Annotated in this window: 15 protein-coding genes; 11 read left to right on the top strand and 4 right to left on the bottom strand. The window is 67.7% G+C overall.

Annotated features, from left to right (window positions below; translation table 11 throughout):
• Nucleotides 1-147 precede the first annotated feature (147 nt).
• From ACWDTD_RS02760 to ACWDTD_RS02750, 3 genes are all read left to right on the top strand, one after another.
• On the top strand, nucleotides 148-1,263 hold the full coding sequence (locus tag ACWDTD_RS02760) for an alpha/beta hydrolase (protein ID WP_449745536.1): 1,116 nt from the start codon (nucleotides 148-150) through the stop codon (nucleotides 1,261-1,263).
• Nucleotides 1,264-1,429: 166 nt separating this feature from the next.
• On the top strand, nucleotides 1,430-1,786 hold the full coding sequence (locus ACWDTD_RS02755) for a hypothetical protein (protein ID WP_449745535.1): 357 nt from the start codon (nucleotides 1,430-1,432) through the stop codon (nucleotides 1,784-1,786).
• A complete protein-coding gene (locus tag ACWDTD_RS02750; protein WP_449745534.1) occupies nucleotides 1,780-2,895 on the top strand; it encodes an alpha/beta hydrolase in 1,116 nt (371 codons plus the stop codon). Before ACWDTD_RS02755 ends, ACWDTD_RS02750 begins: the two co-directional genes overlap by 7 nt.
• 39 nt (nucleotides 2,896-2,934) lie before the next feature.
• On the opposite strand, the gene ACWDTD_RS02745 is transcribed toward ACWDTD_RS02750, so the two are convergent.
• Both ACWDTD_RS02745 and ACWDTD_RS02740 read right to left on the bottom strand, forming a co-directional pair.
• Nucleotides 2,935-5,286, bottom strand: a complete 2,352-nt coding sequence (locus ACWDTD_RS02745; protein ID WP_449745533.1) for a glycoside hydrolase family 65 protein — start codon at nucleotides 5,284-5,286, stop codon at nucleotides 2,935-2,937.
• Nucleotides 5,283-5,993, bottom strand: coding sequence for an HAD family hydrolase (locus ACWDTD_RS02740; protein WP_449745532.1), 711 nt, complete (start codon nucleotides 5,991-5,993; stop codon nucleotides 5,283-5,285). Before ACWDTD_RS02740 ends, ACWDTD_RS02745 begins: the two co-directional genes overlap by 4 nt.
• A 120-nt stretch (nucleotides 5,994-6,113) precedes the next feature.
• Between ACWDTD_RS02740 and ACWDTD_RS02735 the strand changes: the two genes are divergently transcribed.
• From ACWDTD_RS02735 to rsmA, 4 genes are all read left to right on the top strand, one after another.
• A complete protein-coding gene (locus ACWDTD_RS02735) occupies nucleotides 6,114-6,986 on the top strand; it encodes a PhzF family phenazine biosynthesis protein (protein WP_449745531.1) in 873 nt (290 codons plus the stop codon).
• Nucleotides 6,987-6,995: 9 nt separating this feature from the next.
• Nucleotides 6,996-7,904, top strand: coding sequence for a TatD family hydrolase (locus tag ACWDTD_RS02730; protein WP_449745530.1), 909 nt, complete (start codon nucleotides 6,996-6,998; stop codon nucleotides 7,902-7,904).
• 146 nt (nucleotides 7,905-8,050) lie between these two features.
• The gene (locus tag ACWDTD_RS02725) at nucleotides 8,051-9,172 is read left to right on the top strand and encodes a transglycosylase family protein (RefSeq protein ID WP_449745529.1); all 1,122 of its coding nucleotides are present in this window, start codon (nucleotides 8,051-8,053) and stop codon (nucleotides 9,170-9,172) included.
• The gene (rsmA, locus tag ACWDTD_RS02720) at nucleotides 9,136-10,065 is read left to right on the top strand and encodes a 16S rRNA (adenine(1518)-N(6)/adenine(1519)-N(6))-dimethyltransferase RsmA (protein ID WP_449745917.1); all 930 of its coding nucleotides are present in this window, start codon (nucleotides 9,136-9,138) and stop codon (nucleotides 10,063-10,065) included. The genes ACWDTD_RS02725 and rsmA overlap by 37 nt, the downstream gene beginning before the upstream one ends.
• Nucleotides 10,066-10,082: 17 nt before the next feature.
• Here rsmA and ACWDTD_RS02715 read toward each other — a convergent pair whose 3' ends face one another.
• Nucleotides 10,083-11,072 (bottom strand): TIGR03557 family F420-dependent LLM class oxidoreductase, encoded by a 990-nt coding sequence (locus ACWDTD_RS02715; RefSeq protein ID WP_449745528.1) that lies wholly within the window; start codon nucleotides 11,070-11,072, stop codon nucleotides 10,083-10,085.
• Nucleotides 11,073-11,191: 119 nt separating this feature from the next.
• On the opposite strand from ACWDTD_RS02715, the gene ACWDTD_RS02710 reads away from it, so the two are divergent.
• From ACWDTD_RS02710 to ACWDTD_RS02700, 3 genes are all read left to right on the top strand, one after another.
• Nucleotides 11,192-11,878: an HAD family hydrolase gene (locus ACWDTD_RS02710; protein WP_449745527.1), complete on the top strand. Its 687-nt coding sequence runs from the start codon at nucleotides 11,192-11,194 to the stop codon at nucleotides 11,876-11,878.
• Between the two features lie 11 nt (nucleotides 11,879-11,889).
• Nucleotides 11,890-12,861 carry a 4-(cytidine 5'-diphospho)-2-C-methyl-D-erythritol kinase gene (locus tag ACWDTD_RS02705; protein ID WP_449745526.1) on the top strand — a complete coding sequence of 324 codons (972 nt, stop codon included), beginning with the start codon at nucleotides 11,890-11,892 and terminating at the stop codon, nucleotides 12,859-12,861.
• Between the two features lie 104 nt (nucleotides 12,862-12,965).
• Entirely contained in the window at nucleotides 12,966-14,063 is a 1,098-nt protein-coding gene (locus ACWDTD_RS02700; protein ID WP_449745525.1) for a lipase family protein, read from the top strand.
• Between the two features lie 10 nt (nucleotides 14,064-14,073).
• Here the strand turns inward: ACWDTD_RS02700 and ACWDTD_RS02695 are convergent, their stop codons facing one another.
• Nucleotides 14,074-14,778, bottom strand: a complete 705-nt coding sequence (locus ACWDTD_RS02695; RefSeq protein WP_449745916.1) for a glycoside hydrolase family 25 protein — start codon at nucleotides 14,776-14,778, stop codon at nucleotides 14,074-14,076.
• A gap of 447 nt (nucleotides 14,779-15,225) precedes the next feature.
• Between ACWDTD_RS02695 and ACWDTD_RS02690 the strand changes: the two genes are divergently transcribed.
• A complete protein-coding gene (locus tag ACWDTD_RS02690; RefSeq protein ID WP_449745524.1) occupies nucleotides 15,226-16,026 on the top strand; it encodes a helix-turn-helix transcriptional regulator in 801 nt (266 codons plus the stop codon).
• The last annotated feature ends 28 nt before the right edge of the window (nucleotides 16,027-16,054 follow it).

Raw genomic sequence — 16,054 nt, 5'->3', positions numbered from 1 at the left:
GCTCAGGATACGTGGTGGGATCAGGCCGCGGCGGTGCGGCCATGTCGGACCCGCACCGGGCGCGGGCATCTGACACCAACCGATTCTGGCACCCGATTGCACCGTCGGGCGTCCGCCACGGACACCCGGGGCGGATAGGCTGGAGCCATGGTGATGGCTGATCGTCCCGGGGTGAACACGGCATCGGTGCCGGTGACGGCGCTGACGATGGTGGGGCTCGCCGACAACATGGTGAACGGGCTGGCCAGAGTGCCGTTCCGGGCGTTCTGGAAGGGGCCGAGCGGCCTGCTCGACAACGTCGGTCAGTCCGTCACACGCCAGGCCGTGCGCTCGTTCATGGGCTACATCGTCGGACTGCCGATCGAAGAGTTCCGATCCATGGAGAAGGTTCTCGACGACCTGTGCCGCGTGGTGATACCGCCGTTCATCCGGCTCACCGACGGGGTGGAGGTGACCGACGACGAGATCAACGGGGTGCCCGGCCTGTGGCTGCGTTCCCGGGCGAGTTCGGACGAGTTCGTCGCGGACCACGCGCAGAAGAAGTCGATCGACGCCACCGTGCTGTACCTGCACGGCGGCGGCTACATCGGCACCACCCCGATGATGTACTCGGCGTTCGCCGCGTCGCTGGTCAGCGGTACCGGGGCCGAGGTGTTCATCGCCGACTACCGGATGGCCCCGGAGTTCCCGTTCCCGGCCGGCGTGAACGACGCGGTCGACGCCTACCAGGGTCTGCTCGACCGCGGTGTGGACCCCGACCATCTGATCATCGCCGGCGACTCCGGGGGAGGTGGGCTGACAACGTCGGTGCTGGCGTTCCTGCACGAGCGAGGACTGCCGAAACCGGCTGCGGTGGCACTCTTTTCGCCTGAGGTTGATCTGGACCTCACCCACGACTCGGTCACCGACAACGCGCCCAAGGACATCCTGCCGTGGAACGTCCCGGTGACCCCGTATCTGCACGGCATCGAGCCCGACGACGAGCGGGTGTCCGCCGTCTACGGGGTCCCCGATCCGGAGTGGTTCCCCCCGACCTTTGTCTGCTCGGGCGAGGACGAGATGTTCCGCGATCCCATCCGCGACTTCGTGACGGGACTGCGTGAGTCGGGCGTGGAGGTGATGTCGCTCGAGGAACGGGGGATGTTCCACGTCTTCCCCATCCTGATGCCCTGGGCCGAGGCATCGCACGAGGTGTACCGCGAACTCGACGCCTTCATCAACAAGCACGTCACCCCGGACACCGACGCGGTAGCCACGCACTGACCGCCGTTCGAGCGCCCCTCGCTGGTTGAGCGCCGCCGCCCGCTGGTTGAGCGCCCCCCGCTGGTTGAGCTTGTCGAAACCACCACCCGCTGGTTGAGCGTCCCTGGCTGGTTGAGCGCCCCCCGCTGGTTGAGCTTGTCGAAACCACCCAGCCCGCTGGTTGAGCGTGCCCGGCCCGCTGGTTGAGCTTGTCGAAACCACCCAACCGGGCACGCTCGACGGGGATCTGGGCACGCTCGACGGGGATCTGGGCACGCTCGCCGCGGATCTGGGCACGCTCGCCGCGGATCTGGGCACGCTCGCCGCGGATCTGGGCACGCTCGCCGCGGATCTGGGCACGCTCGACGGGGATGTGGGCACGCTCGACGGGGATGTGGGCACGCTCGCCGCGGATCTGGGCACGCTCGACGCGGATCTGGGCACGCTCGCCGCGGATCTGGGCACGCTCGCCGCGGATCTGGGCACGCTCGACACGGCCGCCCGCTTCGCGGACTCTGCGCAGGCTAACCTTGCGCCATGGTGATGGCTGATCGAACCGAGGTGGAGACCGCTTCGGTTCCCGTGGCGGCGCTCACGATGGTGGGGCTGGGCGAAAGTTTGCTCAACGGCCTTGCGCGGGTTCCGTTCGTCAAACCGTGGCAGGGTCCCGGAGGATTGCTCGACAACGTCGGACAATCGGTCACCCGCAATACCGTGCGCGCCTTCATGGGCTATTCCATGGGTCTGCCCATCGAGGAGTTCCGCTCGATGGAGAAGGTGATCGACGACATCTGCAAAACGGTGATGCCGCCGGTCGTCGGCTACTTCGGCAAGGTCGAGTTCACCGAGGACGAGATCAACGGTGTCCCGGGCATCTGGTGCCGGGCCAAGGCGTCTTCGGACAACTTCGTCGACGACACCGACACCAAGGAGCCGATCGGCGCGACCATTCTCTACCTGCACGGTGGCGGCTACATCGGCACCTCGCCGATGATGTATTCGGCATTCGCCGCGGCGCTGGTGCGGATCACCGGATTCGAGATGTTCATCGCCGACTACCGGATGGCGCCGGAGTTCCCGTTTCCGGCAGGCGTGCACGACGCGGCCGACGTCTACCTCGGTCTCCTCGATCGCGGGATCGACCCCGACCACCTGATCGTCGCAGGAGACTCCGGTGGCGGCGGCCTGGCGGCCTCGCTGGTGACTCTGCTGCACCATCGTGAACTGCCCAAACCCGGTGGGCTGGTTCTGTTCTCGCCCGAGATCGACCTGGATCTCGATCATGAGTCGGTAACCGCGAACGCACGCTACGACATCTTGCCCTGGAGTATTCCCGTCACTCCCTACCTGCAGGGCGTGCAACCCAACGACCAGCGTGTGTCACCGATCCACGCCACGCCCGATCCGGAATGGTTTCCCCGCACTTTCGTGTGCTGGGGCGAGAACGAGATGTTCCGCGACGGCATCCGCGAGTTCATCGAACACCTCGAATCCAGTGACGTACCGGTGTTCGCGATGGAGGAACGCGGCATGTTCCATGTGTTCCCCATACTCATGCCGTGGGCGGAGTCCTCCAAGCGGGTGTTCGAGGCGCTCGGTGAACGCGCGCTACGCAACGTGACCGCAGATCCGCAGGCCCGACAGACCCATTGACGGCAGCGACGGCCTAAACCCGCTCCGTCGCGTCGCGCATCACTCCCGGTGGTACGGCTCGCATCCGACGGGGGCCTTCGGCGCCTCGCGCCGTTCGACCGGCTCGATCGGCATGGTGACCGGTCCCTCGTCGAGGGTGAACTTCTCACCGTGATGGGCCAGATCGATCGGCGGCCCCGACAGCAAGCGATACGTCGCGCTCGTCGGATCGACGGCCACCACGATCTTCGACTCGCGGATCACCATGCGGAACGACATGTAGGTCAGGCGTTGCGGCAGTTGCGGCGCGAACGTGATGTGTCCACCGAAGTCGCGCATACCACCGAATCCCGCGACGCAGTCCATCCACGCACCGGCCAGCGCGGCGATGTGCAGCCCGCTGCTCACGTTGTCGTGGAGGTCGTGCAGGTCGGTGAACACCGACTCCACCAGCAGGTCGTAGGCCAGGTCGAGGTAGCCCACCTCGGCGGCGGTCACCGATTCGCAGCACGCCGACAGCGAGGAGTCGCGGACGGTGAGCGGGTAGTAGTAGTCGAAGTTGCGGAGCTTCTGCTCCGGGGTGAATGCCTGACCGAACATGTACGTCGCGAACACGAGGTCGGCCTGCTTGACCACCTGCTTGCGGTAGAGGTCGTAGTACGGATAGTTCAGCAGCAGCGGATATCGTCCCGCGGAGGCCGCGAAATCCCACGCACCGAGCAACGTGAACGACTCGCACTGCTGATGCACGCCGAGTGCGTCGTCGTACGGGATGGTCATGTCGTCGGCGCACGACTCCCAGTGCGCCGCTTCGGCATTGGTGACACCGAACTTCTGTGCGAGGTCGGGGCGACGATGCACCGCGGCCACCGCGTCGCGGAGGTTCTGTTGCGCGGCCAGGTTGGTGAACACGTTGTTGTTGACCACCGCGGTGTACTCGTCGGGCCCGGTGACACCGTCGAGACGGAACTGTCCGTTGACGTCGTGATGTCCGAGCCCGGCGAATAGTCGGGCGGTCTCCACCAGCAACTCGACACCGCACTCGGTCTCGAATTGTTCGTCGTGGGTGGCCCGCATGTACCGGGCGGTGGCGTTGGCGATGTCGGCGCTGACGTGCACGCCGGCGGTGCCCGCGGGCCAGTAGCCCGAACACTCGTCACCGTTGATCGAGCGCCACGGGAACATCGCCCCGCGCTGGCCGAGTTCGGCGGCCCGCGATTTCGCCTTGTCCATGGTGGCGTGCCGCCATCGCAGCTCCTCGCCGGCCGCGGCGGGAACCGTGTAGGTGAGCATCGGCAGGATGAAGGTCTCGGTGTCCCAGAAGGTGTGGCCGTCGTAGCCCGGCCCGGTGAGTCCCTTCGCCGGAATGGCGCGGGACTGCCCGCGGGCACCGGCCTGCAGCACGTGGAAGAGCGCGAAACGCACCGCCTGCTGCAACTCCGGGTCACCGTCGAGTTCGATGTCGGCGTCGCGCCAGAAGTCCTCCATGAACGCGACCTGGGTGGCCTTGAGTGACTCCCATCCGGTTTCCATGGCCATCGCCAGCGCCGCGTCGACCTGGGCGCGCAACGCGGGTACCGATCGTCGCGCCGACCATCCGTAGCCGATGTACTTCGTCAGCGAAAGTTTGGTTCCCTCGGGCACATTCGCGGCGATGGTGAGTCGGGCGAGGTCGTCGTCGGCGCGGATGAACGCGTCCGCGGTGGCGGGGAAGTCGATCTCGTGATCCATGCCCGCCGCAATGTGCAGACCCGACTGGCGCGTGTGATGGACCAGGATGCCCCAGTAGTTGCGACACGTCGCAAGGTCGGACACCAGCGGCGACTCCAGCGCAGCGGCCAGGCGCGGATCGTTGCCCGGCACCGGAATCGGCTCGTTGGCCAGTAGATCCGACTGCAGCACGATCTTCATGTCGTCGCCGATCGGTTCCACCTCGTAATGGATGGCGGCGATGGTGCGTTTGGTGAACGACACGAGGCGTTCGGACTTGATGCGCACGGTGCGACCGGTCGGCGAGGTCCACAATGTGTTGCGACGCAGTGTTCCGGTGCGGAAGTCGAGAACCTGCTCGTGTTCCTCGGTGCGCCCGTACCGCAGGTCCATCGGCTCGTCCTCGACGAGCAGCCGGATGATCTTGCCGTCGGTCACGTTCACCACGGTCTGGCCCGACTCGGGGTAGCCGTAGCCGCTCTCCGCGTACGGCAGGTCGCGCAGTTCGTAGAAGCCGTTCAGGTAGGTTCCGGGATGATCGACCGGCTCACCCTCCTCGAAGCTGCCGCGCAATCCGATGTGCCCGTTGGACAGTGCGAACAGCGTCTCGATGCGTCCGAGCATGTCCATGTCGAAGCCGCGCCACCGCAGCTGCCACGGGTTGACGTCGAATCCGAAACCGTGGTCGTGCACGGGGCTCATGCGGCGAGCAATTCGTCGAGATCGGTCACCACGATGTCGGCCCCGGCCTCTTTCATGGCTGCCGCCTGGTTGCCGCCCACGCGGTCGATGCCGATGACGAACCCGAATTCTCCGGCCGCACCTGCCTGCACCCCGGAGATCGCGTCCTCGAACACCGCCGCGGCCGCCGGTTCGACACCCATCAGTTGCGCGCCCAGCAGGTACGAGTCGGGCGCGGGTTTGCCACGCAGCCCCCGTTCGGCGATGTCGAGCCCGTCGACCCGGATCTCCACGAACTTCGACAGATCCGCCGCATCCAGCACCGCTGCTCCGTTCTTCGACGAGGTCACCACCGCGATCCGCAAACCGGCCTGCTGCGCGGCCTCCAGGTAGCGCACCGAACCCGGATACGGGCTCACATGTCCGGCGTCGAGGCTGGCCAGGAACATCTCGTTCTTTCCCTCGCCGATGGCGGCCGCCGTGGCATCGGACACGTCGTCGATCCCGCGGGCATGCAAGAAGGTGCGTACCCCGTCGTCACGTGGCCTGCCGTCGACGTAGTCGAGGTAGTCCTGTTCGGTGAACGGTTCGAAGTCGTCACCGACGTGTTCGCGGAGGAAATCGTCGAATGCCGCCTTCCAGGCGTCGCGGTGCAGGACGGCGGTACTGGTGAGCACACCGTCGAGGTCGAAGAGGGCCACAGAGATGGCGTCTGGCAAACCCAACACCTACGACACGCTACCCGCCTGCGCTGTGGTCGGCGCGATTTGTGGCGAGGGTGCGTGTGCCGCGCACGTCGACGGGCAAACCGGTGGACATCGCGATTGCTCGCCGCCGAAGATGGCCTGATGAACCCCTTTCCCTCAGGTCGCCGATTCGCCCAGGTCGATGTGTTCAGCGCAGAACCGTTGCGCGGTAACCCCGTTGCGGTTGTCCTCGACGCCGACGCGATCACCGATGAGCAGATGGCCGCGTTCGCGAACTGGACGAACCTGTCGGAAACCACCTTTGTGCTTCCGCCCACCGACCCGGCCGCCGACTACCGGCTGCGCATTTTCACCCCCGACGGTGAGCTGCCCTTCGCCGGTCACCCGACGCTGGGTTCGGCGCATGCGTGGCTGCAGGCCGGGGGAGTGCCGCGTGGCGCCGAGATCGTGCAGGAATGTGGTGTGGGTTTGGTGCCGATTCGCCGCGAGAATTCGCGGCTCGCTTTCGCCGCGCCATCCCTGACACGGACGGGTCCGGTCACCGACGACATCGTCGCCGAGGTGGTCTCCGCGCTTGGCATCGATCGCGGCCACGTGCTGGCCGCCGAATGGGTGGTCAACGGTCCCGACTGGATGGCGCTGCTGCTCGACTCCGCCGAGCGTGTGCTGTCGATCACGCCGGACTGGGGTGCGCTGGGCTCGCATCAGGTGGGCCTGGTGGGGCGATATGGCAGCGGGGATGACGGGGCCGGGCACCCGGACGATCCGGCGATCGCCGTGGAGGTGCGGGCGTTCGCGCCCGGATTCGGGCTCACCGAGGACCCGGTGACCGGCAGCCTCAACGCCGGGCTCGCGGTGTGGCTACGCGGCGCCGGGGTGCTGCCGGAGACCTACGTGGCCTCGCAGGGCACCGTGCTCGGACGTGCCGGACGCGTACACGTGGTCGACGACGGCACCCGGATCTGGGTCGGCGGGCACAGCACGACGGTGATCACCGGAGTCGTCGACCTCTAGGCTGACGTGGTGACCGACGCCACCACCGACAGCGCAGCATCGTCACCCGGCGCCGCGACGGAGAGCGCCAAGGCCGCCAAGAGGCGTCGTCGTCGCGAGCCGCCCCCCGACCCCGAACCGCTGTACGGGCTGATCGACGCCCACACGCACCTCGCCGCCTGTGGGGGGCGTGACGCCGACACCGTGCGCGCCATCGTCGACCATGCCGAAGGTGTGGGGGTCGACGCGGTGGTGACAGTCGCCGACGACATGATCGACGCGCGGTGGGCGGTGGCCGCCGCCGACTGGGACGAGCGCGTGTACGCCGCCGTCGCCCTGCATCCGATGCACGCCGCAGATCTCGACGACGCCGCGCAGGCCGAACTCGAGCAGATGGCGACACATCCGAGGGTGGTCGCCGTGGGGGAGACCGGCCTCGATTACTATTGGCCCGGCCGTTCCGACGACTGCGCGTCGCCGGCGGTGCAGCACGAGGCGTTTCGCTGGCATATCCGGCTCGCGAAGGCCGTCGGCAAGCCGCTGATGATCCACAATCGCGAGGCCGACCGCGATGTGCTGGACATTCTGGCCGATGAGGGTGCCCCGCCGACCGTTATCATGCATTGCTTCTCCGGTGACCAAAACGTTGCACGCGAATGCGTCGACCGCGGCTATTTCCTCAGTTTTGCCGGCACCGTGAGCTTCGAGAACGCGACGGAACTCCGCCGCGCCGCCGTCGTGGTGCCCGACGATCAGCTCCTCGTCGAAACCGACGCTCCGTTTCTGACGCCACATCCCTTCCGGGGCAAGCCGAATCAGTCGTACTGTCTGCCCTACACCGCCAGGGCGCTTGCCGGAATCCGGGAGGCGGACCCCGCCCGGCTGGCCCGGGTCCTCGGCGACAACGCGCGACGGGCCTACCAGCTGCCTTTGCGATAATCGGACCTTCTCGTTATCGTATTGTGATCCCGCACCAGGGTGGGCGTCATTCGATCGGATGATCGGACTGACCGGAGGTCCCGACAGGGCCTGCCGACGACGTGCCGCCGCGGGGTGCCCGTGTTCCCGACCAGGATGTTTGGACCTTGTCTGTTCTCGCTAAAATCCACAACTCCGAATCGATCCGCGCCCGCATCGCCGTGGGTGCCGTGCTCGCCACCGTCGCCGCAGGCGGGGTTCTTGCGGTGTCGATGCACAAGAACGTGACCCTCGACGTCGACGGCCAGCAGATGCAGGTCTCGACGATGGCACTGTCGGTCGATTCGGTGCTGCGATCGCAGGGCTACACCCCGGTCGAGGGCGACGTCGTCACGCCGGGCCCCGATGCCGGGTTCAGCGACGGTCAGACCATCACGATGAACCGCATGAAGACCGTGACGCTCGACGTCGAAGGCAAGAAGCAGGAGATCAAGACGACGGCGGTCCACGTCGACGACCTGCTCGCGCAGCACGGCCTGTCGCACGGCGCGGACGAGACCAACTTCGCCGCCGACGGCGCCATCCCGGTCAGCGGCGCGGTGGTGGATGTGACCCTGCCCAAGCCCGTCGTCATCATCGACGGTGGCGTGCGGTTCAAGAGCGTCGTGGCGGCCGAGGACGTCGCCGACGTGCTCGCCGACACCGGCAAGCCGCTCTCGGCCACCGACAAGGTGGTGCCCGCGGCGGACACGCAGGTCACTCCCGGCATGGTCATCAACGTGACCCGCATCCGCACCGAGCAGGACACCGTGGTGGAGAACATCGCGCCGCCGGAGATCAAGCAGGACGACCCGACGCTGGTGCGCGACCGCAAGGTGGTGCTCAAGCCGGGCACCCCCGGCAAGGCCAACGTGACCTACGAGGTCACGATCGTCAACGGCAAGGTGGTCAAGCGCGACAAGGTGTCGTCGCAGCAACTCACTGCGCCGGTCGCGGCAACCGTGCGCGTCGGCACCAAACCGGGTGCACCGTTCGTTCCCGCCGGGTCGGTGTGGGACTCGCTGGCGCAGTGTGAATCCACCGGCAACTGGGCCATCAACACCGGTAACGGCTTCTACGGCGGAATCCAGTTCGACCAGAACACGTGGGATCGCTGGGGCGGGCAGGAGTACGCCGCGCGACCCGACCTCGCCACCCGCGAAGAGCAGATCGACATCGCCAGCAAGACCCTGGCGGCCCAGGGCTGGGGTGCCTGGCCCGCGTGCTCGTCTCGACTGGGCCTGCGCTGACCGACACCGGCTCGCCCGATGACGGGGCGCCCGCCGATGACGTGGCGCCGAGGCTTCTCGGGCCGGCGCAGATCCGTCAGCTCGCCGACGAGGTGGGTGTGCGACCCACCAAGACCCTCGGTCAGAACTTCGTCCACGACGCCAACACGGTGCGGCGCATCGTCGCGGCCTCGGGTGTGGACGCCGACGACGTGGTTCTCGAGGTGGGTCCCGGCCTGGGTTCACTGACCTTGGCGCTGCTCGGCGTCGCCGGTCGGGTGATCGCCGTGGAGATCGATCCCGTGCTGGCGAGCAGGCTTCCGGTCACCGTGGCGCAGTACGCGCCCGGACGGGCGGCGGCGCTCGACGTGATCACCGCCGACGCGATGTCGGTGCGGGCAGAAGACCTGCCCGCGGCGCCCACCGCGCTCGTCGCCAACCTGCCCTACAACGTCGCGGTGCCGGTGTTGCTGCATCTGCTTGCCGAATGCCCGACCATCGCGACCACCCTGGTCATGGTGCAGGCCGAGGTCGCCGATCGCCTCGCCGCCCCGCCGGGCAACCGCGTCTACGGGGTGCCCAGCGTCAAGGCCCGCTACTTCGGCGACGTGCGCCGCGCCGGCGCGGTCGGCCGCAACGTGTTCTGGCCCGAACCCAAGATCGAATCGGGCCTGGTGCGCATCGACCGCCGCGACGCCTATCCCCTCGACGCGGCCACGCGCGAGAAGGTGTTCGCCGTCATCGACGCCGCGTTCGCGCAACGCCGCAAGACGATGCGCGCCGCGCTCGCCGGCTGGGCCGGTTCGCCCGCCGAGGCCGAGCGCAGGCTTCGCGCCGCCGGTATCGACCCGCAGATCCGCGGCGAGAAACTCGACGTCGCCGACTTCGTCCGACTGGCAGGCGTCGACGCGTAATCGCCGGCCGCACCCGGTCAGCCGGCGGCTGCGCGCAGTTTGTCCAGCAGCGGCGCGGCGGCCTGCGCGAGAAACGCCTGCTGGCTCTCGCCGCCGATCTGGACGAGCGCGACGTCGGTGAAACCCGCTTCCCAGTAGGCCCGCACCGCCTCGACGATGGCGTCGAGGTCGGGACCGCAGGGGATCGACGCCGCAACGTCGGCGGGTGTCACGTACTGCGTGGCCGCGGCAAAACCCGCGGTGGTGCGCAGGTCGGCGTTGACGTCCCAGCCGCCGCCGAACCACCGGAACTGCTCATGTGCGCGAGCGGTCGCGATGTCGGGATCGGGATCCCAGCAGATCGGGATCTGACCGATTGCCCGTGCCTCGGCACCGATCCTCGGCGCGCCGTCGACGGTGTTCCACGTGTCGATGAGCGCACTGTCTGGTTCGACGGCGATCAAATGATCGGCGAGGGGAGCGAATTGCGCGATGCCGCGTTCGCCCGCCACCGCCACGCCGATGGGGACCTCGACCTCGGGCAGATCCCACAGTCGCGCGGAATCCACCTGGAAATAGTCGCCCCGGATGTCGACGAGGGCACCGTCGAACAGCGCTCGGATGATGTCGATCGCCTCGACCAGCATCGACTGCCGGTCGGTCACCGCCGGCCAGCCTTCGCCGATGACGTGTTCGTTCAGGTTCTCCCCGCTGCCCAATCCGAGGGTGAAACGTCCGTCCGCCAACAGTTGCAGGGTGGCCGCCTTCTGGGCGACCACCGCGGGGTGATAGCGCATGGTGGGGCAGGTGACGTAGGTCATCAGGTCGATGCGGTCGGTGGCCTGGGCGACCGCGCCGAGCACGGCCCACGCATACGGCGCGTGGCCCTGCGCCGAGAGCCACGGCGAATAGTGGTCGCTGGAGACCGCGAAATCGAAGCCGACGCGTTCGGCGGCGACGGCGTCGGCCACCAGTGCCTTCGGGCCGGCCTGCTCGGTCATCAAGGTGTATCCGAAACGTATTGCCATGATCTCGCTCCCGTCGACGTGCGACGACGGCCGGCCGGTGCGGACGTCGGGTGCGCGTCATGATGTGTGCGAAGGTGAAAGGGCCAGATTCTCGACCCGGAGGTGCAGCATTGGACAGCGTGCGACCACGTCGACCCGATGCCGCGGTGGACACCGTCCTCCTCGACGTCGACGGTACGCTGATCGATTCGACACATCTGCACGCGCTGGCCTGGCAACGCGCGTTCGCCGCGCGCGACCTGCGGCCCGAATGGTGGCGGATTCACCGCGCGATCGGCATGGGTGGCGATGTGCTGGTGGGTCAGTTGTGCGGTGCCGAGGTGGAGGACGCCCTCGGCGACGCGCTGCGGGCCGACTGGGCCGACCGATACCGCGAGGTGCTGCCGGAGGTGAATCCGTTTCCCCGGGCCGCCGATCTGGTGCGGTCGTTGGCTGCCGCCGGGTACCGGGTGGCCCTGGCGTCCTCGGGCGCCCGGGAATTCACCGACGCCGCGTTGCGATTGCTGGGACTGTCGGCCGACGACTTCGCCGCCGTCACCTCCTCCGACGACGCCGAGAACTCCAAACCGGCCGCCGACCTGCTGTCGGTGGCGCTCGAGCGGGCCGGTGGGCAGGCCGCGGTCCTGGTGGGTGACAGTGTGTGGGATGTGGCGTCGGCCAACCGGTTGCCGTGTCCCTGCGTGGGCGTGCGCACCGGTGGTTTCGCTGCGGCCGAACTCGTCGATGCCGGTGCGGTAACGGTGGTCGATGATGTGGCCGAACTCGTCGAGCGCCGCTGGCGACCGGCTGTCGGGCAACTCGATTAGGCTGGTTCCCTGTGTCTCCCACCTCTTTGTCGGTGATCTCCGACGCCGTCCGGGTGCAGGCGCCGGCCAAGGTCAACCTGCATCTCGGTGTCGGCCCGCTGCGGGACGACGGCTACCACGACCTGGTCACCGTGTTTCAGGCGCTGTCGATCGTCGACGACGTGTCGGTGGCGCCCGCGGCGTCGTTGCGCGTCGAGATGAGCACCGATGGTGGCCGTGGCCCGGGAGCGCGAGACATGGCCGAGGTACCACTCGACGACACGAATCTCGCTGCGCGCGCCGCGCGGGCACTCGCCGAGCACGTGGGGCGTCAGGCCAGGGTCAACATCGACATCGTCAAACGCATCCCCGTGGCCGGCGGGATGGCGGGCGGAAGTGCCGACGCCGCCGGCACATTGGTGGCATTGGCCGAACTGTGGCGGCTCGACATCGACCGCGCCGAGATGTCGGAGATCGCGGCCGGACTCGGCAGTGACGTACCGTTCTCGCTGCGTGGTGGTACTGCACTCGGGACTGGCCGCGGCGAGCAGCTCATGCCCGTTCTCGCCCGTGGTGAACTGCACTGGGTGCTCGCCTTCGCCCGTGAGGGACTCTCCACGCCGGCGGTGTACCGGGAGTTGGATCGATTGCGCGACAACAGATCCGACGAATCCAATGAGGCCGGCGGGGTCGCATTTCCCGACGAACTGACGTCTGCGTTGGCGGCCGGGCGAGTCGACGACGTCGCCGCTCATCTGCACAACGACCTGCAGCCCGCGGCGTTGAGCTTGCAGCCCACGCTTCGTCGTACCCTGCGAGCCGGCGCCGATGCCGGTGCCCTCGGCGGAATCGTATCGGGGTCGGGTCCCACGTGCGCATTCCTGTGCGCCGACGCCGAGGCGGCGGTCGCGGTGGCCGCGGAACTGTCGGGTGCGGGGGTGGCGCGTTCGGTGCGCACCGCCACCGGTCCCGTCGCCGGCGCACGGCGGGTCGACGATGAGTGAGCCCCGCCCGGTGCGGGCGGGTGAGCGGGGGGTCACGTGAGGGTTCTGGCGGGAGGCGTGGGCTTCGGTGGCGGCGCCGATGCGGATCGGCGATCGTTCTGGCGGTGCTCGCCGTGTCCGGGGCGGTGATCACCCCGACCGCTTTCGCGTCCACACCACCACCGGGAACGGTGCTCTCCCACGACGCGGTGCTCGCCGGGCAACTGCCACCCGGCGCCGCCGCGGGCGAACGTGTGGAATACCTCACCCGCGACCAGTCGGGACGGTTGGCACCGTCGACCGGGATCTTCTGGACGCCGCGAGGCACACCACCGGCCGGTGGTTGGAAGGTGGTGTCGTGGGCGCACGGCACCACCGGGATCGCCGACCGATGCGCACCGAGCCGCACCAAGACCGGCCGCGCCGTCGATTCCGCGGTGATCGCCGCACTCGAGGCCGGATACGCGGTCACCGCCACCGACTACGCGGGCCTCGGGTCACCCGAGGCAACCGAATACCTCGGCGGTAAGGCGGCCGCGCACTCGGTGATCGACATGGTGCGCGCGGCACGCAGCCGCAACAGCGACTTGAGCGTCGACTGGGTGTCGATGGGACATTCGCAGGGTGGGCATGCCGCACTGTTCGCCGGTCGTTACGCCGGGGAGTACGCGCCGGAACTGCATCTGCGCGAAGTGATCGCGCTGGCACCGGCATCGGGCATCGAGTCGGTGTTCGCGGCGTTCGCCCCGCACGTGCCGAGCCTGGGCCGGGCGAACACGGCTTCGGGGCTGTTGCTGTTTCTGCTCGCCGGACTCGATCACGCGCGACCCGATCTGAAAGTGATCGATCACCTCACCACCGACGGCACCCGCTACTTCGACCTCGCGCGCGAGAAGTGTGCGGGCGACGTGTCGGAGGCATTGCGGTCGGTGTCGCCGGGTTCACTGGTCGCACGTGCCTTCACCGACCGGGCGTTCACCGATGCGCTGCGCGATTACACCGCCGTTCCGGCGAGCGGATGGAAGGTACCGATCCGCATCGACCACGGGCTGCTCGACCCGGTGGTGCCCTATCCGCTGTCGCTGGCCCTGGTGCGGCGGTTGCGTGACGGAGGCGCCGACGTCACCCTCACCACGCACCTGCGGGCCGACCACACCGACGTGGTGGGGCAGTCGCTCGGCGCGGACATGGACTCGGTGCGCGCCGCGTTCGCGCGTGACTGATCAGCCGGTGTCAGCTGCCGAAAGCGTTGAGCGCGTTGCCGAATGCGCGTAATGATGCGATCGATCCGTTGTATCGGTTGAGGTCGACCGGGGTGGGTATGCCCGGCAACCGGCCGCTGTCGGTGAACTGCCAGAACGTCCAGGTGGTCCAACCGCCACGTGGCATCTCCGGTGCCGACTTCCCGTTGTAGGAGGCGATCCACAGCGGGTGGTCGGCGAATTCGCGGGTCGCACCCATGGCGGTGTTCCAGAAGTGCGGGTAGGTGTAGAGGATCGTCTTGCGTCCGGTGAGCGGTTCCAGGGTGGCGAAGAACTCGCGGACCCACGCCTGCAGGGCCGCCGGGGCGAGACCGCCCGAACTCTCCAGGTCCAGGGCGGGCGGCAGATCCAGGATGCCGTTCTGGCCCAGCACGATGCCGGCGTAGAACAGCGCCTGCGGTGCGGCGGGCCTGCTGGGATCGGCGAAATGATACGAACCGCGGATGAGGCCGGCGGCCCGCATCACGAGACTGTCGGGCACGAAGAACGGGTTGACGTACCAGGTGGATTCGGTGGCCTTGACGAACGCGAGTTGCTGCCCCGCCGCGCGCACCGCGAACCAGTCGATCGACGCACCGTTGGGATGCTGATGGCTCGACACGTCGGGACCCACCTGGGGCGCGGCATCGGCAGGTCCCGCGGCGAACGCCGCCGCGACGCCGAACGCGCCTGCCAGCGCAGCGGATACGAATGCCTGCCCAACCGCTGATCCGTGGCGCCACACCTCTGACACGGTATCCACGCCGCGGTGATCGTGCAGGAATGTTCACAATTCCGGTTGCAGATCATCTGACGACGGACAGGCCCGCGCGGCAGATAGGCAGTGATGTTCCGAAACATGATTTAGCATCTGAAACACCGAAATGATTGTCCGCTTTCGGGAGAAGCAGGGGGGATCAGGATGGGGAGTCGGCTCAGCGGCCCGAGTGCCGACTATCGCTCCGCGCGAGCACCTCGGAGCTCGACGGCCACCGGCACCACCGCCGCGCCACGGACGCGCTATTCCTCACGACACCAGTACTCGCTGAGCAGGGAGAGTGGTCGCACCCTGGGCGGCCACACGATAGCCGTCCCCGGCGGGCAGTCGACCACGTCGTTCCGTCACACCGGGAATCTGTGGTGCGTGCGGTACACCGGCGAATTCGTGTCGTCGACGCGCACTGCGGGCCAGGTCAAGGATGTGTTCGGAGATTCCGTATACCTGGGCATGCTGATCGAGGGCGAATACACGTGCTCCCACGTGGGTAGAACGGTCACCGTCATGCCCGGCCAGGCCGTAGCGCTTCGCAACGACCACCCGTTCGAGGTGCTCGTCCAATCTCGCTGGATCGATGCGATCACCATTGCCATCCCGATGGACCTCCTGCGCGTTTGGAACGTCGACGTGGCCGAGATCGTCGCCCGGCCATGGGATCTGTCGGGACTCGCGGTGCAGGCACGCGACTTCGTCGCCGAAGTCATCGTCGAGGATTCCGGTGACGCACTACCGGAGATCCTCCGGCTCGATGAGATCTTGGTGCGCATGGCCCTGCTCGTGATCTCCTCACGTGAGAGTTTCGAACTACCTGCGCCCGGGTTGCTGAACATCCGGCGAGCAGTGATCGACGCCATCGAGATAGGCGCTGCGAACCCGGAGCTCTCGTGCACCTCGATCGCGAACGGACTGCACACCAGCGTCCGTACCCTGCACCGCGCGTTCGAGGGAACCGGACTGAGCGTGACGGGTCTCATCATGCAGAAGCGACTCGAACGCGCCGCCATGGAATTGGCCTACGACGACAGAAGGCGCACCATCGCCGCTGTCGCGCACGCCAACGGTTTCCGTGGCGCCGATCAACTCACCCGAAACTTCAAGCGTCAGTACGGGATGACGCCAGTCGAGTTCCGTGACACCTGGGCCGGCGGGACAGACCCCACGCAGTGACGCAGTCGCCGATCGAACCTGCGAGCGG

The organism is Gordonia sp. NPDC003425 (assembly GCF_053588635.1).
Note: the sequence above shows the minus strand (reverse complement) of the source record. Positions and strands in the feature narration are given on the sequence as shown.